We start from the raw sequence: 24,797 nt of genomic DNA on the forward strand, positions 1-24,797 counted from the left end.
GATACCGCTTCTCTGCTGACAGGGGCCGCCAAGGGCCGGAACAATCAAATTACATAGTCGATGGTCACGTCGTTTTCGCGTTTGATCCCTTTTTCCTGGGCATGGCGGCACAGATCCTCGATCGATACGGCGTCGAGCTTTTCCATGAATTCCGTCTGGAGTTCCTCCCACAAGGGGCGAACGACGGCATGGCCGAGTTCCGAACCCGCTTCGTCGTCGGACGGATCGGCCGACGCTTCGACGGCGCGGACCACACGCACGATTTCGCCCACCGAAATCCGGCGGCGCTCCTTGGCCAGGCGGTAGCCGCCGCGCGGGCCGCGAACGCCTGCCAGGATCCCGGCCCGAACGAGATGCTGCAGCACTTGTTCCAGATAGCGTTTGGGAATGCCCTGCCGCCTGGTGATCTCGCTCGACTGAACCGGCTGATCACCCGCATTGTACGCGATATCCAGCACCGCTTCGATTGCGAACAGTGTCTTTTTGGACAGCCTCACCATTACGTCTTCGTCTCCGTCGTATTCCCTGAAATCGAGTCGGCGCCAGAGGTGCCGGTCGACCCGAAGCCGCCGGTTCCTCGCAGCCGGGCGCCGCTGCCGCCGGCCTCGGGTTCCGCGGCGGTCCTGTCAATATCGAACAGGGTGGCATGCAGGACCGGCGCGATCACCAGCTGCGCGATGCGCATGCCACGTTCGACCGTAACCGCATTCGGACCGTGGTTGATCAGAATGACGCCGATCTCGCCGCGATAATCGGCGTCGATCGTGCCCGGTGCATTGAGGCAGGTCAGGCCGTGCTTCAGGGCGAGGCCCGATCGCGGTCTGATCTGGCCTTCGTATCCGGGCGGCAGGTGAAGTACGAGTCCCGTCGGGACCAGACAGCGCGAACCGGGTTCCAGAACCATGGGCGCGTCGATCGCGGCCGCCAGATCCAGCCCGGCCGCCTGTGCCGTGGCATGGGACGGCAATGGCAGGCCCGCGCCGTGCGGCAGCCGCGCGACCCCCACCTGCAGCGAATTCGGGTTCTCGGTCTCTGCGGCGCTCGGGGCTGTGCCCGTTGAAGAGTCGTCGGTCATGGCGTTACCTGAGATTTTCTGGCCTCGGATCCGCTGGCATCGGCTGTGCCGAGGACGTCGGCAATCCGGTTTGCCAGCCGGTCGGCGACGTCGGCTTTCGACATTCGCGGCCAGGATTCAGTGCCGCCGGCGGTCAGCAGGTGAACGGTATTCTCCGTTCCGCCGAATGTCCCGGTGTCGCCGCCGACGGCATTGGCCACGATCCAGTCGCAGCCCTTGCGGCGGCGCTTGGCTTCGGCATTGTTGAGGAGATCGTCCGTTTCGGCGGCAAAACCGACCACGAGTGTCGGGCGGTGCGGGCCCGGCTGAGAAAGCGTCCGCAGGATGTCGGGATTTTCGACCAGGGCGATAGAAGGCGGCTGTGCCGATGACTTCTTCATCTTCGATCCTGCTGCTGCTGCGGGGCGCCAGTCGGCAACGGCGGCGGCACAGACGGCGATATCGGCCGGCAGCGTGGCGCGGCAGGCGGCCAGCATCTGCTCGGCCGTTTCCACCGACACAGTTGTCACGCCCGGCGGCGGCGCTTCGCCGGTCGGGCCGGTCACGAGAACGGTGTCAGCCCCCAGCGCGGCGAGAGCGGCGGCGATGGCGTTTCCCTGCCGCCCGGAGGACCGGTTGCCGAGAAATCGCACCGGGTCCAGCGGCTCGTGCGTCGGGCCGCTGGTGACGAGGGCGCGGCGACCGGCCAAGGGACCCGGTTCAACCATCGTCGCCAGCGCCTGCAACCGGGCGGCGATGGCCGCAACGATGGCATCGGGCTCGGCCATTCGGCCGGGGCCGAACTCGCCGCACGCCATGTCGCCGTCGTCCGGTCCGATCATCGTGACGCCGTCGGACTTCAGACGGGCAACATTGCGCCGCGTGGCCGGGTGCTGCCACATCCGGACATTCATCGCGGGCACTGCCAGGACCGGCTTGTCGGTGGCGAGCAAGGCCGTGGTTGCCAGATCGTCTGCGATGCCGTTTGCCATCCTGGCCAGAATGTCGGCCGTTGCGGGGGCGACGACGACGAGGTCGGCGCTGCGCGACAACTGGATATGGCCCATCTCGACCTCGCGGGTCAGCGACCAGAGCGCGGTGTGGACGGGCGACTCGGTCAGCGCGGCCACGGAGAGCGGCGTGACGAATTTTTCGCCCCCCTCGGTCAGAATGGCCGTGACATCGATGCCCCGCCGCCGAAGCAGGCGGATCACTTCGAGCACCTTGTAAGCGGCGATACCGCCGGCGATGACGAGCAGGATGCGCTTGCCGGCGAGGGGGCCGGCGTCGGGGGAAGCTTGACTGGCAATCATGGTCGCGTCCGATGCTCACGCCGTTCGGCCCGACAGGCGAATGCCGGGGGACAATAGCCGGATTATCCGTACAGCCTGTAGATACGGAGAATGAATCACACTGTCAATGTGTGGTTTTAACGCATTCCCACTCCTGGAGCGCCCGCCCCGGCCGCAGCCTTCAGCGGCACCTAGATGCGCCAGCCCTGGTGGATCGCGGCGATGCCGCCGGTCAGGTTGATCCATTTCGGGTTGTGGAAGCCCGCTGCCGCCATCCGGTCGGCGAGTTCCTGCTGTTCGGGAAAACGGCGGATGCTCTGGACCAGATAGGCGTAGCTTTCGCGGTCGCCGACGATCATCTGCCCCAGACGCGGAATGACCGCGTCGGAATAGGTTTCATAGGCGTAGCGCAGTGCCGGCAAGACGACATGGCTGAATTCCAGACAGAGAAACCGCCCGCCCGGCCGCAATACCCGGCGGGCCTCGGCAAGGGCGGTGTCGATCCGAGTGACGTTTCGCAAACCGAATGCAATCGTATAGGCGTCGACACAGCGGTCCGGAAGCGGAAGGGATTCCGCGTTGCCGACCACCACCTCGATCCGGCCGGCGAAACCCTGGTCGATCGACCGGTCGCGCCCCACCCTGACCATTTCCTCCGACAGATCGCAGATGACGACATCGGGCCCGCTCGTGGCCGACATGTCACGATGGGCATGCCGGCCCGCCGATCGTCGATCCATCGCGCGGACGAGGCGAAAAGCGATGTCGCCGGTCCCCCCGGCCACGTCGAGGATGCGTTCCCCGGGTCGCGGATTCGCCAGCGCGACAAAGCGGTGCTTCCACGCCCGGTGGATGCCGCCGCTCATCAAGTCGTTCATCAGATCGTAGCGCTCGGCGACGTTGGAAAAGACGCCACGCACCAGACGGGTTTTTTCGTCCGGATTAACGGACTGTTCGCCGAACCAGCGGCTTTCGGGATTCTCGGTCATGATGGATTTTCTAACCGCGTTCGCGGCGGGTGTCGACTGTTGCCGTGCCGCATCCGTGTTTCGCGGTCACAGAAATTGGTATAGCTCCGGTCGCTTGACCGCCGAACTTTCGTCCGACGCTTTCAATCGAGGCCGTTTATCCAGCCATGCCGGAACTTCCCGAAGTCGAAACCGTCCGCCGCGGCCTTGCGCCGGTCGTCTCCGGCGCCCGCATCGTCGATGCAAGGATCGGACGTCCGGACCTGCGCTACCCGTTGCCGCCGGATCTTGGCCGGCGGCTGGCGGGCAGTGTCGTCGAGCGTGCGGACCGGCGGGCCAAATACCTGCTGCTTCCGCTGGACTCCGGCTGGACCGTGATCTGGCATCTGGGCATGTCGGGGCGCGTGTTGATCCACTTGCCCGACGTGCCGCTGCCGGCGCCCAGGACTCACGACCATATCGTGCTTCGGTTCGACAATGGTGCGGTGGTGACGTTCAACGACCCCCGGCGTTTCGGCATGATGGATCTTGCGGCGCCAGGGACGCTGGCAGAGAATCGGCATTTATGCCGCCTGGGACCGGAACCGCTGGACCACGGCTTCACAGGCGCGTCCCTTGCCCGGTCGCTGTCCGGGCGGCGCGGACCGATCAAGGCGGTTCTGCTGGACCAGTCGGTCGTTGCCGGACTCGGCAATATCTATGTCTGCGAGGCGCTCTACCGGGCGCGGATCTCGCCATTTCGATCTGCCGGCAGCGTTTCGGCACGGGGGGCGGCACGGTTGGCGTCGGCGATCAAGGCCGTTCTGGCCGAGGCGATCGATGCCGGCGGCAGCACGCTGAGGGATTATGTGCGGACATCCGGTGAACTGGGGTATTTTCAGCATGGATTCGCGGTCTATGACCGCGCCGGCAAGGCCTGTCCGGATTGCACCTGCGATCCGGCCGAGACCGGTGGTATCGTCCGGACGGTGCAGTCGAACAGGGGCACGTTTTATTGCCCGGTGCGCCAGCGTTGACGCGGGGGCTGAACGGGCCGCGTACCGGTGGGGGTTGCATTCCCGAAGAAGGCGTGGTTGACGTGATGCCGCCCGCTGAAGGGGCGGAACTTGGGGCTCGGGCCCGTTTGCGCGGGTTCGGAAATGGTGCGCGTCGCGAGGTCATGTCCCGACCGCCGCACCGCCATGCGCAGGAGATCTCACGGAAATGGCTTACGAGACGATCATCGTTGAAACTCGTGGTAAAGTCGGGCTGATCACGCTGAACCGGCCAAAAGCCCTGAACGCGCTGAACAAGGCTTTGATCGCGGAAATGACGCAGGCCGTCGAAGCCTTCGAGTCCGACGATGCGGTCGGGGCCATCGTCTTGACGGGGTCGGAAAAGGCGTTCGCTGCCGGCGCCGATATCAAGGAAATGGCCTCGAAGACATTCATCGAAGCCTATGGGGAGAACTTCATCGCCGATTGGCAGGCCCTGACGCGCGCCCGCAAGCCGGTGATCGCGGCTGTGCAGGGATACGCACTTGGCGGCGGGTGTGAGATCGCCATGATGTGCGATTTCATACTGGCCGGCGAAAGCGCGAAGTTCGGACAACCGGAGATCACGATCGGCACGATCCCCGGATCCGGCGGCACCCAGCGGCTGACGCGCTTCGTTGGAAAGTCGAAGGCCATGGAAATGTGCCTGACCGGGCGGATGATGGATGCAGCCGAGGCCGAGCGCTGCGGTCTGGTCAGCCGAGTCGTTCCGGATGCGGAACTCGTCGACGAGGCCGTCAAGGTTGGGGAGCGGATTGCCGACATGTCGCGTCCGAGCGTCATGATGACCAAAGAGGCCATCAACCGCGCCTATGAGACGACAATGGCCGAGGGTCTGCTGTTCGAGCGGCGCCTTTTCCACGCCACCTTCGGCACGGAGGATCAGAAGGAAGGCATGGCGGCATTCTCGCAAAAGCGCCAACCGACCTTTACGAACCGCTGATATGCGTATAGTCAGGCAGTGCTGCCGGTTCTGGCGGAGGGTACGGCCTGACTGCCGCACGTAAAGAGACTTGACGACCGACACCGGGGCGCTTATAAGCCCCGCACGAAATTCCGGACGCTATTGTCCAGGCAAGGGTAGATCATGGCCAACATCAAATCCGCGAAGAAACGCATCCGTCAGACCGCTCGCCGGACGGAAACCCGGCGCAATCGCGTGACTCGTATCCGCACCTTCGTGAAGAAGGTCGAGCTGGCCATTCAGGCTGGTGACAAGCAGGCCGCAGAAGAAGCATTCCGCGAAGCACAGCCGGTCCTGCAGCGCGGCGCCAGCAAGGGCGCAATTCACCGCAACACTGCCGCGCGCAAACAGTCGCGACTCGTTTCGCGGATTCAGGCGCTTTAATTTCAAGCGGCAATTAGCGCACAGCGCGGCCGCCTGAAGCAGACCGGTGCAGATCGATTCGAAAACCCCTCGCCTTCGAGGGGTTTTTTATTGATTGCTACAATACTTTTCCGTGCCGTACTTGACTGGAATCCAGAGCATCTCACCGGTCCCATCGATGTCGGGGAACGAAATTTGCTTTTTTGGTGGGTCTCATTTTGTTCCGTTGCGGGGCGGTGGTTGTCACTGTATCCTAGTCGGCTGGTGTGACTAGTATAGATTAGCATCATCGAGGCGCCGCGTTCTCACTCTAATGTAGTATTGGATTTTATAGTTCTGTAATTTCCATATTTTCTTTTGTGAGTGCTAGCGCTTCTTTAGTTTATTTCCGCCCGTTTGTATCACAAGCTGCTTCTTCTTCCATGCTTCATGGTGTGGATATAGCTTTGTCTTGTTGGATCCTGGGGCGGGAGATGCTAGAACGACCGCCGCGATTATCATCGAACGGCCATGCGGGTTCGTTGGGACCGATACGCGACCGTCGGCGTTCGGCCGCGGCATCTCTGCTTCGCCATTCGAAGCGAAGTACCGGGTCTCGCCGGCGGGATGACACGAAGCAAGGAAGCGGGGCGCAGTGCAAGCGGCAAAGGAACGGTCAACAATGTCGACCCTGCGGAACGATTCGGGAAACGACTCGGAAGGTGAATTCGGCTATCAGGAGTGGCTTCGCGTCCAGACCCGCCTCAGGGCCGAGGTCGGAGAAGCGGAATTCAAAAGCTGGCTTCAGTCTCTGTCATTCGCGGGGGTTGGCGACGGCGAGGTCCGAATCGGCGTGCCGACGCGGTTCATGCGCGACTGGATCAGGGCTCACTATGCGGACATGATTCGCAACCACTGGCAGCGGGAATGTCCGGCGGTTCCCGAGGTCGAATTCGTCGTGGCGGCAGCCCTGGTTGATGGGCAGGCCGGTGCGCGGATAGGCTCGGCCCCCGACGCCAGTCTCGCCGGGCCCAATCCGACGCGAATGAACCCCGCACGAACGGGCGGCGGCCAGGCCCGAGACGAGCCGCCTCTTCGGAATCAGGTGGGATTAGGGGCCCAGGGGTTCACGCCCTCAAATGCCGATTATCCGGATGCCGCGGGGGAGCGGGCCAGGGACGGTAACAGGGACGGGGGCAGAGGTTGGGCCAGCGAGGGGTCCCGAGACCGGGCCGACGGTGCTGAAGAGACCGAGTCGGGCGGCGCGGAATACCGCGACCCGGTGCATGATTACTCCGCACCGCTTGATCCCAGATTCACCTTCGAGAATTTTATCGTCGGGAAGCCGAACGAAATGGCACACGCGGCGGCGCGCCGTGTGGCCGACGCGTCGCAGGTCACCTTCAATCCGCTGTTTCTCTATGGCGGCGTGGGACTCGGCAAGACGCATCTGATGCATGCCATCGCCTGGCATATCCGACGCCGCCACCCGGCGCGCCGCGTCATCTATATGTCGGCGGAAAAGTTCATGTATCAGTTCATTCGGGCCCTGCGTTTCAAGGACACCATGAGCTTCAAGGAACTGTTCCGGTCAGTCGACATCCTGATGATCGACGACGTCCAGTTCATCTCGGGCAAGGATTCGACTCAGGAAGAGTTCTTCCACACGTTCAATGCGCTGGTGGACCAGAATCGCCAGGTCATCATCTCCGCGGACAAGAGCCCGTCCGATCTCGACGGGCTGGAAGAGCGGCTGCGTTCCCGGCTGGGGTGGGGGCTGGTCGCCGATATTCACCCGACATCCTATGAACTGAGGCTGGGCATTCTGCAGGCGAAAGCCGAACAATGGCCCCATGTCGAAATTCCGATGAAGGTGATGGAGTATCTGGCCCACAAGATTTCCTCCAACATCCGCGAGTTGGAGGGGGCACTCAATCGGCTGGTGGCGCATGCGGAATTCGTCGGGCGCCCGGTATCCCTTGAAGGCACGCAGGAATTGCTGCGCGACCTGATCCGGGCCAGCGACCGGCGCGTGACAATCGACGAGATTCAGAAGCGGGTCGCGGAGCACTACAACGTCAAGGTCGCGGACATGCATTCCTCGCGGCGGTCGCGAATGGTCGCCCGTCCGCGCCAGGTGGCGATGTATTTGTCGAAGCAACTCACCGCGCGTTCTCTGCCGGATATCGGCCGCAAATTCGGTGGCCGCGATCATACGACGGTGATGCATGCCGTCCGCAAGGTCGAGGAGCTTTGCAGCGCCGACCCTTCCTTCGCCGAAGACGTCGACCTGCTGAAGCGGATGCTGCAGGGATGATCGTCACCGGCGCCCCCCGGGGCCGATATCTACAATGTTCGCACATCGGTATCGATTGCGAGATAGACGATTTCCACATCCTGATCGTCCCGGGCGCTGCGCGGTCACAAAGTGACGCGCTGCCGACCCGGGACCTCGTGCAGCAACTTGCCGACGTTGACACGCGAACCGGGCTCATCCGGGTCCGGGCCCCGAGCGATGTCGGGGGCGATCAGGAGGAGGTTGGCGCTGCAAGGACGAGGTTTGATCGCATAGGGGCCGATACTGGCACTGAGCTGATTCCGGGACCGGACTTCGTTCTGGAAAAGCCTCCCGGTCATTGCTAAAACCCACGAACTGACAGAGACGGCGCCGGAAGTCGCCGTTTCCAACCGAACGGGAACGACGATGAAGCTCACCATCGAACGCGCGACGCTGCTGAAATCTCTCGGCCACGTGCAGAGTGTGGTTGAGCGGCGAAACACGATTCCCATTCTGTCCAATGTCCTGTTGCGGGCGGCAGGCGGTTCGCTGTCGTTGACCGCAACGGATATGGACATCGAAATTGTCGATACCGTCGATGCCGACATATCGGTCGAAGGGCAGGTCACGGCGCCCGCTCACACCTTCCATGACATCGTGCGGAAACTCCCCGACGGCGCCCAGGTCGAGATCGACGCCACCGGCGAGACGCTCGCTGTCGTTGCCGGACGCTCACGGTTCAAGCTGGGGACTCTGCCGGTCGAGGATTTCCCGGAGATCGGTGGCGGCGAATTGCCGTTCCGGTTTACCGTGCCGGGTACGGATCTGCGCGAGATGATCGAACAGACCCGATTCGCCGTTTCGACCGAGGAAACGCGATACTACCTCAACGGCCTGTATTTTCATGCGGCCGATGGCGATCATGGCCGGGTGCTGCGGTCGGTCGCGACCGACGGGCATCGTCTGGCGCGCGCCGAAATCGCCGAACCCTCCGGCGCCGAACAGATGCCGGGCGTGATCGTTCCGCGCAAGACCGTCAACGAAGTTCACCGACTGATCGCCGATATGCCGGGCGACGTCGTGGTATCGCTGTCCGATGCCAAGATCCGGTTTTCCTTTTCGACAGCTGTCCTGACCTCGAAACTCATCGACGGCACGTTTCCGGACTATGCGCGCGTCATTCCCACCGGCAACGACAAGACGATCGTGCTCGACGCCAAGGTTTTCGCTTCGGCCGTCGATCGCGTGTCGACCATTTCCTCCGAAAAGAGCCGGGCGGTCAAACTGGCATTCAGCAGCGGTGTCATGACGCTGTCCGCTACTGCCGCCGATGCCGGCAGCGCGGTGGAGGAACTGGAAATCGACTATGACGGCGAGACTTTCCAGATCGGATTCAACAGCCGGTATCTCATGGACATTGCCGCTCAGCTCGGCGATGGCCATATACAGTTCGAGATGTCCGACAGCGGGTCGCCGACCATCATTCGGGCGCGCAGCGCCGAAGGCGAGGTTGGGGCGACATTATACGTCCTTATGCCGATGCGGGTATAGGGACGGGGTCAGTATTGACGCGTGAGAGACGTATCAACGGTCGCGGAAATTGATACGAACTGGCTGGCGGACAGTTCCGTCGACTCCGTGCGCGGGGCCGGGCCGGGTTCCGGATCTGACTCGGCGCCGGATTGCCGACCGGATCCGGCAGAGGGAACCATCCTGCATATCGACCGTCTTTCACTGACCGATTTCCGGAACCATTCGACGGTGACCATCGAGACGGCCGGCCGGTCGGTCGTGTTGGCGGGTCCCAACGGTGCCGGCAAAACGAACATACTGGAGGCTGTTTCTTTCCTGTCGCCGGGACGGGGGTTGCGGCGGGCCACGCTCGTCGATGTGGCGAGAAACGATGCGCCGGCCGACCGTCACTGGGCGGTGAGCGCGATTCTGATGCATGACGGCAGAACGGTGCGGCTCGGCACGGGGCCGGATCCGGAGGTGCCGACGGGTCAGGGTCGGCGGCTGGTCCGGATCGACGGTCAGTCGGTCTCCCAGGCCGCGCTCGGTGATCGGCTGGCAATGGTCTGGTTGACGCCGGCTATGGATCGGCTGTTCCTGGAAGGGGCGGGCAATCGTCGGCGGTTCCTGGATCGGCTCGTCTACGGCCACGATTCCGGCCATGCGGGGGCGCTTTCCGCTTATGAGCATGCGATGCGCGAGCGTTCGCGCCTGTTGCGGTCGGGACGTTTCGATCGCGCCTGGCTCGATGGGCTGGAAGAGACGATGGCGCGCAAGGGGATCGCCGTCGCGGCGGGACGCCGGTTTCTGGTGGAGCGGCTTCAACTGGCGGACTCGTTCGCCCGCTATGGTGATGGAATGGTCGATACCGTTTTCCCCCGGGCGGATATCGACCTGTCGGGGTCAATCGAAACATGGCTGGTCGATCGGCCGGCGCTTGAGGTCGAGGAGCGATTCCGGACCCTGCTCCGGGAGTCGAGAAGTCTCGACTCCGTGGCCGGTGGCGCCGCCGATGGTATCCATCGCAGTGATCTTCTGGTAAGTCATAGAGCGAAAGGTGTCGGCGCGGCTCAATGCTCGACGGGAGAGCAAAAAGCGCTTCTCCTCGGGCTGATCCTGGCCAACGCCAGACTTCTCGCAAAGGCGCGCGGCGCTGCACCGATCCTTCTGTTCGACGAAGTGGCGGCGCATCTGGATTCTCGGCGGCGGGCCGCACTTTTTGCCGAGATCAAGGCCTTGGGCGCGCAGGCGTGGTTCACGGGAACCGACGCGGCGCTGTTCGAGGCCATGCGGCCCGAGGCGACGGTTCTGACCGTCGATGACGGCACGATATCTCTGAGTTCCTGATCTGCCGGCTGGCCGGTGATCGGGAAATCAGGGTAACCCTGGAACGTTTGAAACGAGATGATCTTATGGGTGAGCAGGCGGTGAAAGGCTCGGCACAGGCGGCCGCGGACGCATACGGAGCCGATAGCATCAAGGTGCTGCGGGGGCTTGATGCCGTTCGCAAACGCCCCGGCATGTATATCGGCGATACCGACGACGGGTCCGGCCTTCACCATATGATTTACGAGGTCGTCGACAATGCAATCGATGAAGCGCTCGCCGGACATTGCGATACCGTAACGGTTACGTTGAATCCGGATGGTTCGGTGACAGTGACCGATAACGGGCGTGGCATTCCGGTCGGCATTCACGAAGAAGAAGGCATATCGGCGGCCGAGGTCATCATGACCCAGTTGCACGCCGGTGGAAAGTTCGACCAGAACTCGTACAAGGTTTCCGGCGGACTTCACGGCGTGGGCGTTTCGGTGGTGAATGCGCTGTCGGAATGGCTGGAGATGACAATCTATCGCGATGGCCAGGAATGGGTCATCACGTTTGACGATGGCGTGGCGCGAGAGCGGCTGAAGGCCATCGGTCCGGCCGGCGATTCCGCCGGTACCCGGATCGTGTTCAAGCCGTCGGCGGAAACCTTTACGACGCTGGATTTCAATTTCGAGACTCTGGAGCATCGGTTGAGGGAACTGGCGTTCCTCAATTCCGGTGTGACGATCGTCGTCACCGACAATCGGAGCGTCGAGCCCCGCACCGTGACGATGATCTATGACGGCGGCTTGACGGCTTTCGTCAAGTATCTCGACCGGTCCAAGACGGCGATTCACACGCCGCCGATCGTCCTGAGCGCGGAACGCGAAGGCGTCACCGTCGAAGTGGCGATGGAGTGGACCGACGCCTATCACGAGACGATGCTGTGTTTCACCAACAACATCCCCCAGCGCGACGGCGGCACGCATCTGGCGGGATTCCGCGGCGCGCTGACCCGCCAGATCAACGCTTATGCCGCCGATAGCGGTATATCCAAAAAGGAAAAGGTCACCATCGGCGGTGACGACGCGCGGGAGGGTCTGACCTGCGTGCTGTCGGTCAAGGTGCCCGATCCGAAATTCTCCAGCCAGACCAAGGACAAGCTTGTTTCGTCCGAGGTTCGTCCAATCGTTGAAAGCGTCGTGAACGAGGCGCTGTCGACCTGGCTGGGTGAGAACCCCAACGAGGCCCGCAAGGTCATCCAGAAGGTGGCCGAAGCCGCCAAGGCGCGGGAAGCGGCGCGCAAGGCTCGGGAACTGACCCGCAGGAAGACTGTCCTCGACGTCGCATCGCTTCCCGGAAAACTGGCGGATTGCCAGTCTCGCGACCCGGCGGAAAGCGAACTTTTCATCGTCGAGGGCGATAGCGCCGGCGGTTCGGCCAAACAGGCCCGCGACCGCCGGATGCAGGCGATATTGCCGCTCAGGGGCAAAATCCTGAACGTCGAGCGGGCGCGCATTGACAAGATGCTGTCATCGGCGGAAATCGGGACGCTGATCACGGCTCTGGGCGCTGGCATTCGCGACGAATTCAATATCGAAAAGACCCGTTATCACAAGATCATTATCATGACGGATGCCGATGTCGATGGCTCTCACATCCGGACATTGCTGCTGACGTTCTTCTATCGCCAGATGCCCGAGATCATCGACCGTGGCTACCTCTATATCGCCCAGCCGCCGCTCTATCGTGCGCTGCGCGGCAAGCAAGAGCTCTATCTGAAGGACGATGGCGAACTTGAAACCTATCTGATCGATCAGGGCATTCAGGACGCCCGGCTGACTCTGCACGACGGCACCACGCTTACCGGGCAGGATCTGCACGCCGCCGTTCAGCAGGCGCGGGATATCCGGCATCTGATCATGCCGCTTGCCAACAAGGTCGGATCGACGGTCGTGGTCGAAAATGCGGCGATCGCCGGCGCGTTCGATCCCGAGGTGCTGACCGATCAGGCGTCGGCCCAGCCGATCGCCGAGATGATCGGCCGGGTTCTCGATGAACGTTCCCCGGTGCTGGAGCGCGGCTGGCGCGGCATGGCCACCGCCGATGGCGGCTTGCTGTTTACCCGGACGCTGCGCGGCGTGTCGGAATCGCGCCGGCTCGATCCAGCGCTTTCGGGAACCGGCGAAGCCCGGCGCCTGCGGTCCTATCAGGAACAAATGGCGGAGCGCTATGCCGGGCGGGGTGTGTTGTCGACGGGTTCGGCCGATATCGACATCCTGGGGCCGGTCAGCCTGTTTGAGCGGGTTATGGAACTGGGCCGGAAGGGCGTTACCATTCAGCGCTACAAAGGGCTGGGCGAGATGAACCCCGAACAGCTCTGGGAGACGACTCTCGATCCCAACGTTCGGAATCTGCTTCAGGTCAAGGTGAACCACGCTGACGACAGTGAGGAGGTTTTCTCCACGCTCATGGGCGATGTGGTCGAGCCCCGGCGCGAATTCATTCAGGCAAACGCGCTGAACGTATCGAATCTCGACGTTTAGGCGAAATCGGGACGAGCCGAAGAGAGGCGGCTGTCGATGACGCCGCCTCTTTTTTCGCCCGCAAATACAACTTAAAATTGCTTATTGTGGCATTTCATGTAGCTTCGCGAGCAACGCCCGTTGTGGCAACCAGTCCTACCAGCCATCGGAGGGGAATACGATGAGGGCCCTGCAGTTCAGTCGGTACGGCGATCCGCGCGAAGTCCTGAAGGTGGTGGATCTTCCGGAACCGCCACCGCCAGCCGATGAAGAAGCGACCGTGCAGTTGCTGGCGACGCCGGTCAATCCCAGCGATCTGATGCTGGTCGCCGGCCGTTATGGCTATAAGCCCGATTTGCCGTATATTCCCGGTACCGAAGGTGTCGGACGCGTACTCGCGGTGGGCAAGAGCGAGCGCGCCCGCGCCTGGGTCAGCGAAGGCGATATCGTCATGATCACGCCCGGCGAGAACTGGATTGAAAGGCGGAACCTTCGTTACGACACGATCGTCAAGCTCAGCGCCGATCTGGCGCCGGAGCAAATCGCCATGCTCAAGGTCAATCCGGGTACGGCCTATGCGCTGTTGCGGCTTGTCACCGATCTGAAGCCCGGCGAAACGATCATTCAGAACGCGGCCAATTCCAATGTCGGCCGATGCATCTCCAGTTTTGCGGCGGCCTTTGGTTTCCGTACGGTGAACATCGTTCGCCGCAAGGAAGTCGTCGACGAAGTCAAAAGCTATGGTGGTCATACCGTCGTTGTGGACCACAAGCTGGGTCTGGATCCGCAGACACTGGCGGCGGCGGTCCGGGACGAGATTGGCGACACGCCGATCCGTTACGCATTCGACGCCGTGGGTGGAACGTCAACCGAACGCCTGGCAGCATGTCTCGTCGAAGGCGGAACGATCATCAATTACGGCGCGCTGGCAGGACGGCCGTGCCAGATCTGGCCGACTTTCCTGATTTTCAAGGATATCAAGGTCCAGGGTTTCTGGGTGCCGCGCCTTTTCGACCAGTTCCCGATCGAACGCATGATGTCGATGTATGGTGAGATTCTCGACCATATCGCCCATCACAAGATGCCGCTTGATCCCGCGGCGCGGTTCAGCTTCGATCAACTGGATGAAGCCCTGTCGATGGCGATGCGCCAGCAGGGCGGCAGCAAGGTCATCCTGTCGCCGTAGACAGCACCGGCCCCGGCGCTGCCGGTTCATGTGGTATCTGCAGTTTCGCCCGTTTCTTCTTGAAATCGGCTGTATTTCAAGAGATGAAAGGGTATGGCGGAATGGCGTGGATCAGCACCGGCCGGGTCGTCCTCCGACGGATCGACCACCCGAAAGCGTAAATCCGGGGGCTCGAAATCAGGGGGAACCAAATCCGGAACGCGGCGAGCGCCGCATCCGGCCGGGTCCGCGCGTGCGGATTCCGGCCAGTCCCGTCGTGGGGGGCAGTCCCGACCGGGGGGATTAACGGCGCCGGCCAAACCGAAGCCGCGCTCCCGACCCGCTGGCACGACGGCGAAATCCTCTGCATCGCCCTCAAGGTCGCGCGGCAAAGCCGGCGCGCGAAAAGGAACCCAATGGTCTTCGTGGTTCGGCCAGGGCCGGGGCCGGAGCGGGCGGAAGGCGACCCGACGGAGCGGCGGCGGCTCTGTACCGGCGCGGATTTTCAGGTTCGTCGGCAAATGGATGGCAGTCGCCGCGATCTGGCTCTTCGTCCTCGTTACCGGCGCCGTCATCTGGCTCGCCCACGATCTGCCCTCGATCGACAACGTGGCGCTGGAAGACGACCGTCCCTCGATCACGGTTGCTGCCCGCGACGGGACCCTTGTGTCGCGCTATGGCGCGTTCAACGGCGACCGGATCAACGTGGCCGATCTGCCGCCGCATGTTCCGGAGGCCGTCCTGGCCATCGAAGACCGGCGCTTTCATTACCATTTCGGCATCGATCCAATTGGCCTCGCTCGGGCGGCGTGGACGAACTGGCGCTCCGGGCGCGTGGTTCAGGGCGGTTCGACGATCACCCAGCAATTGGCAAAGGTCCTGTTCCTGACGCCGGAGCGCACCTTGCGCCGCAAGGTGCAGGAGGCTTTGCTGGCCCTGTGGCTGGAGGTGAACTACAGCAAGGAAGAATTGCTGTCGGCCTATCTGAACCGCGTCTATCTGGGCGCCGGGACCTATGGCATCGATGCAGCGGCACGCGCTTATTATGGCGTCCCGTCGCGCGATCTGACCCTGCGCCAGTCGGCCACGATCGCCGGGTTGATCAGGGCACCGTCCCGGTATGCACCGACTCATGCGCCGGAACGGGCCGAGGCGCGCTCACGTATCGTACTCGGCGCCATGGCCGATGCCGGTTTCATCAGCGGCGAGCAACTCCGGACCGCCCTGGCGGCGCCGCCGCCTGCCACCGTCCGGCCCGTGGCCGGTACGGCGGGCCGCTATTTCGGCGACTGGATCGTCGATATGGTGCCGGAGTATGTCGGCCGCGATGCTGGCGATCTGGTCGTTGAAACGACCATGGACAGCCGGCTTCAGCGGTTCGCGGCCACGGCCCTGACCGAGGGGCTGGACGCCTATGGCGTGCCGGGCCTTCAGGGAGCCCTGATCGCGATGGATCACGACGGCGCGGTCCGGGCGCTGATCGGCGGCCGGTCCTATGCCGACAGCCAGTTCAATCGGGCCACCCAGGCGCGCCGTCAGCCGGGATCGGCGTTCAAGCCGTTCGTTTATCTGGCCGCGCTGGAACAGGGATATCGCCCCCATACCATCATCAATGACGGCCCGATCTCCATAAACGGCTATGCGCCGGGGAATTTTGGCGGCCACTATTACGGGCCGATGACGCTGACGGCGGCGGCGGCCCGCTCGGCGAATTCGGTTGCGGTTCAACTCGCCAACAGGGTCGGAATTCGAACCGTGATCGACGCGGCGCGGCGCGCTGGAATCGTCAGCGACCTCAACACCGATCTCAGCCTTGCTCTGGGCACCAGTGAAGTCACGTTGCTGGAACTGACGGCGGCTTATACGGCATTTCCGACGCGCGGGCGGCCGGGTTGGCCGTATGGCGTACGGTCGGTTACAGACCGCGGTGGCGACCTGCTTTTTCGCCGCGACGGCAGCGGGCCCGGTGAGACCATTCGACCCTGGCATGCGGAGGAAATGAACGCGATGCTGTCGGCCGTCGTCACCGACGGAACCGGCCGCGCGGCTGATCCGGGCCGGCCGGCCGCCGGTAAGACCGGCACCACCCAGGACGGCCGCGATGCCTGGTTCGTCGGATATACCGGCGACATGGCGATCGGCGTCTGGGTCGGGCGCGACGATGCCAGCCCCGTTGAGGATCTGACCGGCAGCGGCTTGCCAGCGGAGATCTGGCGGCGCTTCGCGATCGAGGCGCATGAGGGGCTGGCGGTTTCGTCCTTCCCCGGCGCCGGGACCGGTACCATGCAGGCGGCGCCTTCCGCCACCCCGCAACCTGCCACCTCTCGGCAGGACCAGGGAGACGATGATCTGGACCGGGACGGATTCGGCGGGTTGCTGGACAGCCTGCTGGGCGGCTGATCGCGCGGCGTGGTCAGAGACCCAGCCGATCCAGCGTGGACTCGATCCCACGGGCATAGCTGGTGTCCCAATAACGGACATGAACCAGCAGCGGGTAGATCAGATACAGGTCGCGCCGGATATCGAAGAAGGCCGGATCCAGTCCCCGGCGCTCGCGATAGCGATCGAAGAACCGTTGGCCGAAGGTGTTGAACATCGTGATGAAGGCAAGTTCGATCTCCGGGTGTCCCCAGTAGATCGCCGGGTCGATCAGTGCGGCGATCCGGCCGTCGCGCGCGATCACGTTGCCCGTCCACACATCGCCGTGCAGCAGGCTTGGATGGTCGGGTTCGGTCAGATACCTGTCCAGTCGGCCGGCGAGCGTTTCCAGCCGGCGGCGAAGTCTGTCTGGCACGGTCCGCTCGCGGTTTCCTGCCTCGGCCATGTGCAGCAGCCGATGATCGCGATAGAACGCCAGCCAGTTGTCGGTGCGCGGATTCGGCTGCGGCAATTGGCCGATCACGGTATCGCGGGTATAGCCGAAAGCCGGCTGCGGCCGGTCATGGAGTGCCGCCAGGATATCGGCGGCGTGCTCCTCGGTCCCCGCCGAGCCGACCGTGCGATCGCCCGCGATGAAGGCCATGATCAGCAGGTCGTCCTCGCCGAACAGCACGTCCGGCACCGGAACGATACCGTCGGCCGCGAGGTCGTCGAGCATCGAGCGTTCGACGGCCAGATGGTCGTTCAGGCGGCCGCGCCCGTGCTTCACGACGACGTGGCGACCATCCTGCAGCACCATTTCCTCGACGGTGACAGTCGAACCGCCCTGAAGGACCCTTCGCCGAACGGGGGCGGCACCAAGCGCCGCGTCGACCCGGACAGCGATGGACGCCGCCGCGGCGGTCATCCGCCGGCCGCTTCGTTGTTGGCCCGGCTTTCCCTGGCCACGGCGGCGATAACCGCATCGACACCCAGGTCGATCATGTCGAAGACGTCGTCAAAGCCCTCGTCGGCGCCGTACCAGGGATCGGGGATATCCAGCGCGGGCGCGTTGTCCACATAGGCCATCAGCAGCCGGGCCCGATCTTCGAGGCCTGGAGGCGCAAGCTGCTGCAGCGTTCGCACATGGCGCCGGTCCATGCCGATCAGCAGGTCGAAGGCGCGGAAATCATCGGCGCGGATTCGGCGCGCCGTCCGCCTGGGCATGACGACGCCCCGGCTTTCGGCAACCTGTGTGGATCGCGGGTGCGGCGGATTGCCCGATTCCTCCGACGAGGTGCCGGCGCTATCCACTTCGACGGTCAGCCCCTGCAGCGCCGCCTTGTGCCTGAAGATGGCCTCGGCCGTGGGCGACCGGCATATGTTGCCCGTGCAAACGAACAGGATGCGCATTTGTCTCTCGTTCTCCGGCGGTTGTGGTGCGGCCACTTCTCCCCTTAGCATGTTCGGGACTGGCGATGAACCCCGGCCCCCAATCCTGGAAACCGGATCAAATGACCCTGATCGACCGCTTGCCCGCCCCTGATGACCGGATCGTGATCCTGACCGGGGCCGGTATCTCCAAGGAGTCCGGCCTGGATACCTTTCGCGATGCCGACGGAATCTGGGCGCGGGTGCGCCTGGAAGACGTGGCGACGCCGGAAGCGTTCGCCGCCGATCCCGACCGCGTTCAGGCGTTCTACAACGATCGCCGCCGGATGCTGCGCGAGGCCGATATCCGTCCAAATGCCGCCCACGAGGCTCTCGCCCGGCTCGAAGCGGCATGGCCGGGTGAAGTCGTGGTAGTGACCCAGAATATCGACGATCTGCATGAACGCGCCGGAACGCGTGCGCTGATCCATATGCATGGAGAACTGCTGAAAGCCCGATGCATGGCGTGTGACGCGATCAACGTCCACATCGATGATCTCGGCGCCAGGACACCGTGTCCGGCCTGCACGGCGACCGGGGCGCTGCGGCCTCATGTCGTCTGGTTCGGGGAAATGCCGCTGGAGATGGAACGGATCGGCGATCTGTTGGGCGATTGTGGACTGTTTGTCGCCATCGGCACGTCGGGAACCGTCTATCCGGCAGCCGGGTTCGTGCAGGAGGCCCGGTTCCACGGCCGCGCACGCACGGTGGAGATCAATCTTGAGCCGTCCGAGGGGCACACGCTGTTCCATGACTGTCACCACGGACCCGCCGGAACACTGGTGCCGAGACTGGTCGGCGACCTGCTTGCCCATGCCAACCGATCGGACTGATCCGGCCCCGGATTTGGCCCCGGAGCAGACCCAGGATCAAATCCTGGAGCAGACCCTGGCGGCCGTCCGGGCCTGCCGCGTCTGCGCGGCCCATTTGCCTCACGAACCCCGGCCCGTGGTCCGGCTGGCGCCGACGGCGCGGATCCTCGTCATGGGGCAGGCGCCGGGGCGACGGGTCCATGAAACCGGCGTGCCATGGAACGACGCCAGCGGCGACCGGCTGCGCGACTGGATGGGGCTGGACCGCGATGCGTTCTACGATACTGCCGGCATCGCCATCGTCCCGGCGGGGTTCTGCTACCCCGGCACCGACGCACGCGGCGGCGATCGTCCGCCCCGCCCGGAATGCGCACCGCTCTGGCACCCGAGGCTCAAGGGCTTTCTGACCGAGATCCGGCTGACGATATTGGTCGGGTCGTATGCGCAACGACTGGAACTCGGCCGCGCCCGGCGGACGTCGTTGACCGAGACGGTTCGACGCTGGCGGGAATACGGCCCCGACGTCATCCCTCTGCCACACCCCAGTTGGCGCAATACTGCCTGGATTCGCCGCAATCCGTGGTTCGAGGCCGAATTGCTGCCGGAACTGCGGGCTCGCGTGCGCCAGCTTGTGCTCAATGAGCCTGGTGATCGTCAAGCATAGGCCACCGCACGGACCGTTTCTCTGGCGCCGGTGCCGGCCGGGCCGGTGGCGGCAGCAGTGGCGTCGGGTTCCAGAGCGCGGGCGGCATCCAGCAGTCGTCGCGTGATGTCCGACGCTGGCGACTGGAAAACCTGATGACGCGGCCCTTCTTCGATGATGGCGCCGTCGGCCATGACCGCGACCCGATCGCAGAGATGGGACACGACGGCCAGATCGTGGCTTATGAACAACAGGCTCAGGCCGCGCGCCGCTTGCAGATCGGACAGCAGGTTCAGGATCTGCGCCTGAACCGAAACATCGAGGGCGGAGACGATCTCGTCGCAGATCAGGAGATCGGGGCCGAGCGCCAGCGCGCGGGCAATGGTCACGCGCTGGCGCTGACCACCGGAAAGTTCCGCCGGATAGCGGTCAATCAGGCCCCGTGCCAGTCCGACTTCGTCCATCAGCCGGGCGATGGTCGGCGCCCGATCCGGTCCGGCATTCAAACCGTGTATATCCAGGGGCTCGGCCAACGCCTGTCTCAGCGACATCCGGGGGTTCAGCGCGCCATAGGCATCCTGAAAGACGTATTGAATTTGCCGTCGCAGGGCGCGGGAATAGCGGCCCGGATCGCGAATGCCCTGTCCTTCGAACGCCATCCGCCCGGACTGTGGTCTGACCAGCCCGACGATCGCTTTGGCGAGGGTGCTTTTGCCGCTGCCGCTTTCCCCCACGATGCCGACAATGCTGGACCGCGGCAGGGTCAGGTCGACATCCTCCACCGCCGTGATCGGTGGCGACAGCAGACCGCGGCCCGGATAGCGGACGGTCAGGCCGCGAACGGACAGGATGGCGGGCTCGTCGGCCGGGGCGCGGATCATCGTGTCCGGTCCCGGGGCCATCGATGGGAAGTCGTCGACCGTGTCGACCGTAGGCAGCCGGGGACGCCGGGTGTCGACCGTGGGGCTGCAGGCGACCAGCGCCCGCGTATAGGCGTCGTGCGGGGCGGACAGGATCCGGGAGACCGGGCCGCGTTCGACCACGGCGCCGGCGCGAAGAATGACGACATCCTGTGCCAGCCGCGACACGACCCCGAGGTCGTGCGAAATGATCAGGATGGCCATGCCGCGCATTTTCTGAATGCGCTGCAGGAGATCGAGGATCTGCGCCTGCACCGTCATGTCCAGGGCCGTCGTCGGTTCGTCCGCGATCAGCAGGTCCGGATTGCCGGACAGCGCCATGGCGATCATCACGCGTTGCTGCTGTCCGCCGGACAGTTCGTGCGGATAGCGTTGCTCGACGCCTTCCAGACCGCCCAGGCCGACTTCACCGAGCAGATTGCGGACAATGTCCTGCCGATCCCGGCGGCTTGTGTCGGCGGCTCGGGCCGCCTCGGCGATCTGGTTGCCGACGGTCATCAGCGGGTTCAGGGCGGCAGCGGGATCCTGGAACACGGTACCGATCCGCCGGCCCCGGATCCGGCGCAGGCCGGCGGGATCTAGTGTCAGGAGGTCATGTCCGCGAAACAACGCCTGTCCACTCATGGCGATGTCGCCATTCACCGATGTCAGCCCGATGATCGACATCGCCGTCATGGTCTTGCCGGAGCCCGATTCGCCGACCAGCGCCAGCGTCCCGCCGGGCGCGATTTCGAACGACACGTTTCGGACCGCCTGGATATGCTGGCCCTTCGTTTTCAGGGTGACCGACAGGTCGCGCACCTGAAGCAGCAATTCGTTCGTCATGTTCTTCTCAACCTCGGATCCATGAAGCGCTGAAGCATGTCGCTGGCGAGATTCGCCGCGACCACGGCAAGCCCGAGCCAGATGACGACGGCCTGGACGACGGGATAGTCGCGCCCCTGAACGGCCTGGAGGGTCATCGTGCCGAGACCGGAAAGTCCGAAGACGACCTCCATCGTGATGGCCCCGGTCAGGGCGCCGGCCATCAGCAGACCGGAAATGGCGACGACGACCGTGAAAGCGTTGGGCAGGATGTGAAAAACCACGATCCGCGCCCGGCTGATGCCCTTGGACCGGGCGGTTCGCACGAACTCCGCCCGGTCGGTATCGCGCATGTCCTCGTGCAGCATCTTGGCCAGCGTTCCGGCCGTGTCGGCGCCGAGTATCAAGGCCGGTACAACCAGATTGCCGATCGCCGGTATCCAGTCGAGCCAGACCGCGAACACGATCACACTGATGATGCCGATGGAGAAAGTCGGCATGGTGATCGACCAGATCGTGATGAACTCGACCAGAGCGACAAAAATCGATCGGGGGTAGATGCAGGCGAGCGTCGGAAGGGCGATGCCTACGGTCAGACCGACCAGCAGCGCCGTGCCGCCCAGGATCAGCGTCGCCGGCAGCGCCGTCATCAGCAGGTCGGAGATCGGTGTGCCGAAGCGGAGCGACGAGCCGAAATCGCCGCCAAGGATCATGCCCAGCCAGTCCGCGAACTGGGCCGGCCAGCCCCGGTCGAGGCCCAGATCCTCGCGCAGGACCGCCTGCTGGCCATAGGTCAGCGATCCTTCCAGTCCCAGAACGTCAACCACGTCGCCGGGTACCATCCGGATCAGAAAGAAGCTGAACACCACGATCGCGGAAGCGATCAGCAACGATCGGCCGAGATCCGAGGCGATGCTGACGAAAAGTTCGATCCTCTGCCGGTTCATAACGAAATCCTCCGTCGGGCGGGGTCGAAGCGTTGACGCAGGGCGTCGCCCACGATCGCCAGAGCGAAGGTCACGATGCTGAGCACCAGAATGGGCAGAAGCACCGCGTGCGGCGCGGCCTCGGTATAGTTGGTGGCGTTGGCGATCATCCGGCCCCAGGTCGGGGTTTCGGGGGACACACCAAGGCCGAGGAAGCTGAGTACCGACTCCAGAACGATGCAGCGGGGCAGGATGATGGCGAACTGCGTGATCAGGGCGCCAGCAATGTTCGGCAATACGTGAGCCAGGGCGATCCGAAGGCGGCTGGCGCCGAGCACGAAGGCTGCCGCCGTGTAGGGTCGCGCCATCTGCTGCTTATAGGTCGCACGTGTAATCAGTGCGAAATTCGGCGAGAACGATATGCCCAGCGCGATGATGACCGATGCTGCGCCCGGTTCGAACGCCGAAACGAACGCAAGGGCGAACAGGATGCCGGGCAGCGCCCGGATCAGGTCGATGCCCGCAAAGACGGCCGTTTCGGCGACGCGGCCAAGGGCCAGCGCCGCCAGCGCCGCCAGTCCGCCGATCGCCAGGGCGATCAACGCAGCACTGAACCCGAAAAAGAGGCTGAGCCGGGTCCCGACCAGGAGCCGGGAATAAATATCCTGGCCCTTGTCGTCAGTGCCCAGCCAATGATCGGCGTTCGGGGGCTCGTTCATCCGGATGCTGAACTGATAGGGATCGTGGGTCACCAGCAGCGGTCCGAATGCGACGACAAGCAGCGCGATCGACAGGATGCCCAGGCCCAGCCAGGTCACCGCCGGCAAGTCGGGGATACGCCGGCGGACATAAGAATCGATTGTGGTCGTAGCCATTTGTATCCCCCAACCTGTTCGGCGATTGCCGCTTACTGCGAGAGCCAGGCGAATGCCAGGCCGCCGTCCACGCGGTGGGCGGAGGTGTTGAAGGCGACCGTGAAGTCATTGACTTCGGAGCGAATGCCATATGCGGCCGGGGCATGGCCGAGAACGACGGTGTAGTAGTTGTCCATGATCCGTTGCCAGGCTTCGAGGTAGTGGCGGCGGCTCTCCTGAGGATCGGCGGTCGAAATCGCGTCGGTAATCATGGCGTCGAGTTCAGCGTCCTGCACACCGCCCCACAGGCCGGGGTTGGGGCCGTCGCTCATGAACCGCACGTAGCGCAGGAAGATGTCGTTCCGCGGCCCGGATCCGCCGGGGAAGATGTCCCAATCGTATTCCGACAGGCGGCGCTGGAAGCCAAGGTCGTCATAGGCGCGGTTGTCGATCTGGAACCCGAGCTGTTGCAGTGTCTGGACGACGGGTCCGGAAAGACGGGAATTCGGCTCGGAGACCATCTGCACCGTGACGGCCGAGGGGTCGACGCCTTCTTCCTCCAGAATTGCGCGTGCGCGATCAAGATCGGCCTCGCCATGCCGGTCTTCTGCTGCGATGGTTTCGTCGTAGTAGAAGCTGTCTTCCGTCACCATCTGATTGCTGTCGATGGCAAACCGGCCACTATGGATCGTCATCAGGGTCTTGCGATCCATTGCATGGGCGACAGCTTCGCGAACCCTGACATTGTCGAACGGCGGGTTCGGGTTCCGGTTGTTGAACGAGAGGAAGTACCAGCTCGTGTCGGCACGGAACTGAACACCGATCTCCGGGTCGTCCTCGGCGGCACTCACGGCGGACAGCGGGATGGTGGCGGCGTGGAAGTCGCCAGCGCGCAGGGCCAGGGAGGCGTCGGCGATCTCGCGGACGTCGAACACGACGCCGTCCAGATAGGGCTGGCCGTCCATCCAGTAATCATCGAATCGCTCGCCGACGATTTCCAGCTGTGGCACCCAGCTATCGAACGTGAACGGCCCCGTGCCGATCGGCTGTGTGATTGTTTCGTCCCAGCCCGGAGTTTCCGGCGCGATGATCCAGGCTTCGGCAATCAGGTTCAGGAATGGCGCGAACGGCTCCGACAGCGTAACGACAAAGGTCGTATCGTCGGGCGCTTCCATGCTGGCGACCTTGTCAAGGGCGCTCGTCAGCCAGCCGCCGGAAACCTCGCGTTTGATCCGCTCGAAATTGGCCAGAACATCGGCGGCGGTCATTTCCCGTCCGTTGTGGAACAGTACGCCTTCGCGAATGTCAAAGGTGTAGATCAGGCCATCGTCCGAGATCGTCCAGTTTTCGGCGAGCATGCCGCGCGGCTGCCCATCGGCCGAGATCGAGGTCAACGTTTCCACGAAGGGGTGCGTCAGGGAGATCGTCCCGGTATGACGGTGGAAATCCGCAGTATCCAGCGTGCCCCATTTCAGATGCATGGTACCGCCGTATTGGGGATCGTCGGCCAATGCGGTTGCGCTGCTCGCCACCAGAATGGTGGTCGCGGCCAAAGCCGCCTTGATCTGTCGGTTCATCATGAAGTCGGTCCTTGTTGTTGGGGTCCG

The 24,797-nt window shown here is 63.8% G+C and carries 21 protein-coding genes; 11 read left to right on the forward strand and 10 right to left on the reverse strand.

The genetic code is table 11. The features are described 5' to 3' along the window. Nucleotides 1–44: 44 nt before the first annotated feature. The 4 genes from ABZ728_RS02665 to ABZ728_RS02680 all read right to left on the reverse strand — a co-directional run bounded on the left by ABZ728_RS02665 (nucleotide 45) and on the right by ABZ728_RS02680 (nucleotide 3,335). Nucleotides 45–500, reverse strand: coding sequence for an Rrf2 family transcriptional regulator (locus ABZ728_RS02665; protein WP_366654131.1), 456 nt, complete (start codon nucleotides 498–500; stop codon nucleotides 45–47). Further along, nucleotides 500–1,075 carry a dUTP diphosphatase gene (gene dut / locus ABZ728_RS02670; RefSeq protein ID WP_366654132.1) on the reverse strand — a complete coding sequence of 192 codons (576 nt, stop codon included), beginning with the start codon at nucleotides 1,073–1,075 and terminating at the stop codon, nucleotides 500–502. The genes ABZ728_RS02665 and dut overlap by 1 nt, the downstream gene beginning before the upstream one ends. Next, nucleotides 1,072–2,367 carry a bifunctional phosphopantothenoylcysteine decarboxylase/phosphopantothenate--cysteine ligase CoaBC gene (coaBC, locus tag ABZ728_RS02675; protein ID WP_366654134.1) on the reverse strand — a complete coding sequence of 432 codons (1,296 nt, stop codon included), beginning with the start codon at nucleotides 2,365–2,367 and terminating at the stop codon, nucleotides 1,072–1,074. Before coaBC ends, dut begins: the two co-directional genes overlap by 4 nt. 170 nt (nucleotides 2,368–2,537) lie before the next feature. Next, on the reverse strand, nucleotides 2,538–3,335 hold the full coding sequence (locus ABZ728_RS02680) for a class I SAM-dependent methyltransferase (protein WP_366654136.1): 798 nt from the start codon (nucleotides 3,333–3,335) through the stop codon (nucleotides 2,538–2,540). Nucleotides 3,336–3,481: 146 nt separating this feature from the next. Between ABZ728_RS02680 and mutM the strand changes: the two genes are divergently transcribed. The 9 genes from mutM (at nucleotide 3,482) to ABZ728_RS02725 (ending at nucleotide 16,842) form a co-directional block, all read left to right on the forward strand. Beyond that, nucleotides 3,482–4,330, forward strand: a complete 849-nt coding sequence (mutM, locus tag ABZ728_RS02685; protein WP_366654138.1) for a bifunctional DNA-formamidopyrimidine glycosylase/DNA-(apurinic or apyrimidinic site) lyase — start codon at nucleotides 3,482–3,484, stop codon at nucleotides 4,328–4,330. 187 nt (nucleotides 4,331–4,517) lie between these two features. After that, entirely contained in the window at nucleotides 4,518–5,291 is a 774-nt protein-coding gene (locus ABZ728_RS02690; RefSeq protein WP_366654140.1) for an enoyl-CoA hydratase, read from the forward strand. A 144-nt stretch (nucleotides 5,292–5,435) separates the two neighbouring features. After that, on the forward strand, nucleotides 5,436–5,696 hold the full coding sequence (gene rpsT / locus ABZ728_RS02695) for a 30S ribosomal protein S20 (RefSeq protein WP_366654141.1): 261 nt from the start codon (nucleotides 5,436–5,438) through the stop codon (nucleotides 5,694–5,696). A gap of 640 nt (nucleotides 5,697–6,336) precedes the next feature. Then, nucleotides 6,337–7,971, forward strand: a complete 1,635-nt coding sequence (gene dnaA, locus ABZ728_RS02700; RefSeq protein WP_366654142.1) for a chromosomal replication initiator protein DnaA — start codon at nucleotides 6,337–6,339, stop codon at nucleotides 7,969–7,971. Nucleotides 7,972–8,358: 387 nt separating this feature from the next. Further along, on the forward strand, nucleotides 8,359–9,483 hold the full coding sequence (gene dnaN / locus ABZ728_RS02705; protein ID WP_366654143.1) for a DNA polymerase III subunit beta: 1,125 nt from the start codon (nucleotides 8,359–8,361) through the stop codon (nucleotides 9,481–9,483). 21 nt (nucleotides 9,484–9,504) lie between these two features. Beyond that, nucleotides 9,505–10,791 carry a DNA replication/repair protein RecF gene (gene recF / locus ABZ728_RS02710; protein ID WP_366654144.1) on the forward strand — a complete coding sequence of 429 codons (1,287 nt, stop codon included), beginning with the start codon at nucleotides 9,505–9,507 and terminating at the stop codon, nucleotides 10,789–10,791. Between the two features lie 65 nt (nucleotides 10,792–10,856). Continuing rightward, nucleotides 10,857–13,298 carry a DNA topoisomerase (ATP-hydrolyzing) subunit B gene (gyrB, locus tag ABZ728_RS02715; protein ID WP_366654145.1) on the forward strand — a complete coding sequence of 814 codons (2,442 nt, stop codon included), beginning with the start codon at nucleotides 10,857–10,859 and terminating at the stop codon, nucleotides 13,296–13,298. 160 nt (nucleotides 13,299–13,458) lie between these two features. Continuing rightward, nucleotides 13,459–14,463: a 2-enoyl thioester reductase domain-containing protein gene (locus ABZ728_RS02720; protein WP_366654146.1), complete on the forward strand. Its 1,005-nt coding sequence runs from the start codon at nucleotides 13,459–13,461 to the stop codon at nucleotides 14,461–14,463. 504 nt (nucleotides 14,464–14,967) lie between these two features. After that, entirely contained in the window at nucleotides 14,968–16,842 is a 1,875-nt protein-coding gene (locus tag ABZ728_RS02725; RefSeq protein WP_366654148.1) for a PBP1A family penicillin-binding protein, read from the forward strand. A gap of 13 nt (nucleotides 16,843–16,855) precedes the next feature. Here ABZ728_RS02725 and ABZ728_RS02730 read toward each other — a convergent pair whose 3' ends face one another. Both ABZ728_RS02730 and ABZ728_RS02735 read right to left on the reverse strand, forming a co-directional pair. Beyond that, the gene (locus ABZ728_RS02730) at nucleotides 16,856–17,728 is read right to left on the reverse strand and encodes a fructosamine kinase family protein (protein WP_366654149.1); all 873 of its coding nucleotides are present in this window, start codon (nucleotides 17,726–17,728) and stop codon (nucleotides 16,856–16,858) included. Then, nucleotides 17,725–18,213, reverse strand: a complete 489-nt coding sequence (locus ABZ728_RS02735; protein ID WP_366654150.1) for a low molecular weight protein-tyrosine-phosphatase — start codon at nucleotides 18,211–18,213, stop codon at nucleotides 17,725–17,727. Before ABZ728_RS02735 ends, ABZ728_RS02730 begins: the two co-directional genes overlap by 4 nt. Before the next feature lie 101 nt (nucleotides 18,214–18,314). Between ABZ728_RS02735 and ABZ728_RS02740 the strand changes: the two genes are divergently transcribed. Together ABZ728_RS02740 and ABZ728_RS02745 are read left to right on the forward strand one after the other, a co-directional pair. Then, complete coding sequence (locus ABZ728_RS02740) at nucleotides 18,315–19,064, forward strand: NAD-dependent deacylase (RefSeq protein ID WP_366654152.1); 750 nt, start codon at nucleotides 18,315–18,317, stop codon at nucleotides 19,062–19,064. Further along, a complete protein-coding gene (locus tag ABZ728_RS02745; protein ID WP_366654153.1) occupies nucleotides 19,045–19,707 on the forward strand; it encodes a uracil-DNA glycosylase family protein in 663 nt (220 codons plus the stop codon). The genes ABZ728_RS02740 and ABZ728_RS02745 overlap by 20 nt, the downstream gene beginning before the upstream one ends. Here the strand turns inward: ABZ728_RS02745 and ABZ728_RS02750 are convergent. The 4 genes from ABZ728_RS02750 to ABZ728_RS02765 are packed head-to-tail and all read right to left on the reverse strand — an operon-like array spanning nucleotide 19,698 to nucleotide 24,770. Then, nucleotides 19,698–21,431, reverse strand: coding sequence for an ABC transporter ATP-binding protein (locus tag ABZ728_RS02750; RefSeq protein ID WP_366654155.1), 1,734 nt, complete (start codon nucleotides 21,429–21,431; stop codon nucleotides 19,698–19,700). The two genes, ABZ728_RS02745 and ABZ728_RS02750, sit on opposite strands and share 10 nt — an antisense overlap. Next, on the reverse strand, nucleotides 21,428–22,357 hold the full coding sequence (locus tag ABZ728_RS02755; RefSeq protein WP_366654157.1) for an ABC transporter permease: 930 nt from the start codon (nucleotides 22,355–22,357) through the stop codon (nucleotides 21,428–21,430). The genes ABZ728_RS02750 and ABZ728_RS02755 overlap by 4 nt, the downstream gene beginning before the upstream one ends. Beyond that, nucleotides 22,354–23,211, reverse strand: a complete 858-nt coding sequence (locus tag ABZ728_RS02760) for an ABC transporter permease (protein WP_366654158.1) — start codon at nucleotides 23,209–23,211, stop codon at nucleotides 22,354–22,356. Before ABZ728_RS02760 ends, ABZ728_RS02755 begins: the two co-directional genes overlap by 4 nt. A gap of 32 nt (nucleotides 23,212–23,243) precedes the next feature. Continuing rightward, the gene (locus tag ABZ728_RS02765; protein ID WP_366654159.1) at nucleotides 23,244–24,770 is read right to left on the reverse strand and encodes an ABC transporter substrate-binding protein; all 1,527 of its coding nucleotides are present in this window, start codon (nucleotides 24,768–24,770) and stop codon (nucleotides 23,244–23,246) included. Nucleotides 24,771–24,797: the final 27 nt, after the last annotated feature.

The sequence above is a fragment of the Fodinicurvata sp. EGI_FJ10296 genome, from assembly GCF_040712075.1.
Classification (GTDB): Bacteria; Pseudomonadota; Alphaproteobacteria; order DSM-16000; family Inquilinaceae; genus JBFCVL01.

Bases quoted from the DNA above. Each gene is read 5' to 3' on its own strand.
- gyrB (WP_366654145.1), top strand. From the start codon at position 10,857: ATGGGTGAGCAGGCGGTGAAAGGCTCGGCACAGGCGGCCGCGGACGCA.
- ABZ728_RS02690 (WP_366654140.1), top strand. From the start codon at position 4,518: ATGGCTTACGAGACGATCATCGTTGAAACTCGTGGTAAAGTCGGGCTG.
- mutM (WP_366654138.1), top strand. From the start codon at position 3,482: ATGCCGGAACTTCCCGAAGTCGAAACCGTCCGCCGCGGCCTTGCGCCG.
- ABZ728_RS02740 (WP_366654152.1), top strand. From the start codon at position 18,315: ATGACCCTGATCGACCGCTTGCCCGCCCCTGATGACCGGATCGTGATC.
- ABZ728_RS02725 (WP_366654148.1), top strand. From the start codon at position 14,968: ATGGCAGTCGCCGCGATCTGGCTCTTCGTCCTCGTTACCGGCGCCGTC.
- ABZ728_RS02745 (WP_366654153.1), top strand. From the start codon at position 19,045: ATGCCAACCGATCGGACTGATCCGGCCCCGGATTTGGCCCCGGAGCAG.
- ABZ728_RS02755 (WP_366654157.1), bottom strand. From the start codon at position 22,357: ATGAACCGGCAGAGGATCGAACTTTTCGTCAGCATCGCCTCGGATCTC.
- ABZ728_RS02680 (WP_366654136.1), bottom strand. From the start codon at position 3,335: ATGACCGAGAATCCCGAAAGCCGCTGGTTCGGCGAACAGTCCGTTAAT.
- ABZ728_RS02665 (WP_366654131.1), bottom strand. From the start codon at position 500: ATGGTGAGGCTGTCCAAAAAGACACTGTTCGCAATCGAAGCGGTGCTG.
- coaBC (WP_366654134.1), bottom strand. From the start codon at position 2,367: ATGATTGCCAGTCAAGCTTCCCCCGACGCCGGCCCCCTCGCCGGCAAG.
- ABZ728_RS02760 (WP_366654158.1), bottom strand. From the start codon at position 23,211: ATGGCTACGACCACAATCGATTCTTATGTCCGCCGGCGTATCCCCGAC.
- dut (WP_366654132.1), bottom strand. From the start codon at position 1,075: ATGACCGACGACTCTTCAACGGGCACAGCCCCGAGCGCCGCAGAGACC.
- ABZ728_RS02730 (WP_366654149.1), bottom strand. From the start codon at position 17,728: ATGACCGCCGCGGCGGCGTCCATCGCTGTCCGGGTCGACGCGGCGCTT.
- ABZ728_RS02765 (WP_366654159.1), bottom strand. From the start codon at position 24,770: ATGATGAACCGACAGATCAAGGCGGCTTTGGCCGCGACCACCATTCTG.
- ABZ728_RS02735 (WP_366654150.1), bottom strand. From the start codon at position 18,213: ATGCGCATCCTGTTCGTTTGCACGGGCAACATATGCCGGTCGCCCACG.
- ABZ728_RS02720 (WP_366654146.1), top strand. From the start codon at position 13,459: ATGAGGGCCCTGCAGTTCAGTCGGTACGGCGATCCGCGCGAAGTCCTG.
- rpsT (WP_366654141.1), top strand. From the start codon at position 5,436: ATGGCCAACATCAAATCCGCGAAGAAACGCATCCGTCAGACCGCTCGC.
- ABZ728_RS02750 (WP_366654155.1), bottom strand. From the start codon at position 21,431: ATGACGAACGAATTGCTGCTTCAGGTGCGCGACCTGTCGGTCACCCTG.
- dnaN (WP_366654143.1), top strand. From the start codon at position 8,359: ATGAAGCTCACCATCGAACGCGCGACGCTGCTGAAATCTCTCGGCCAC.
- dnaA (WP_366654142.1), top strand. From the start codon at position 6,337: ATGTCGACCCTGCGGAACGATTCGGGAAACGACTCGGAAGGTGAATTC.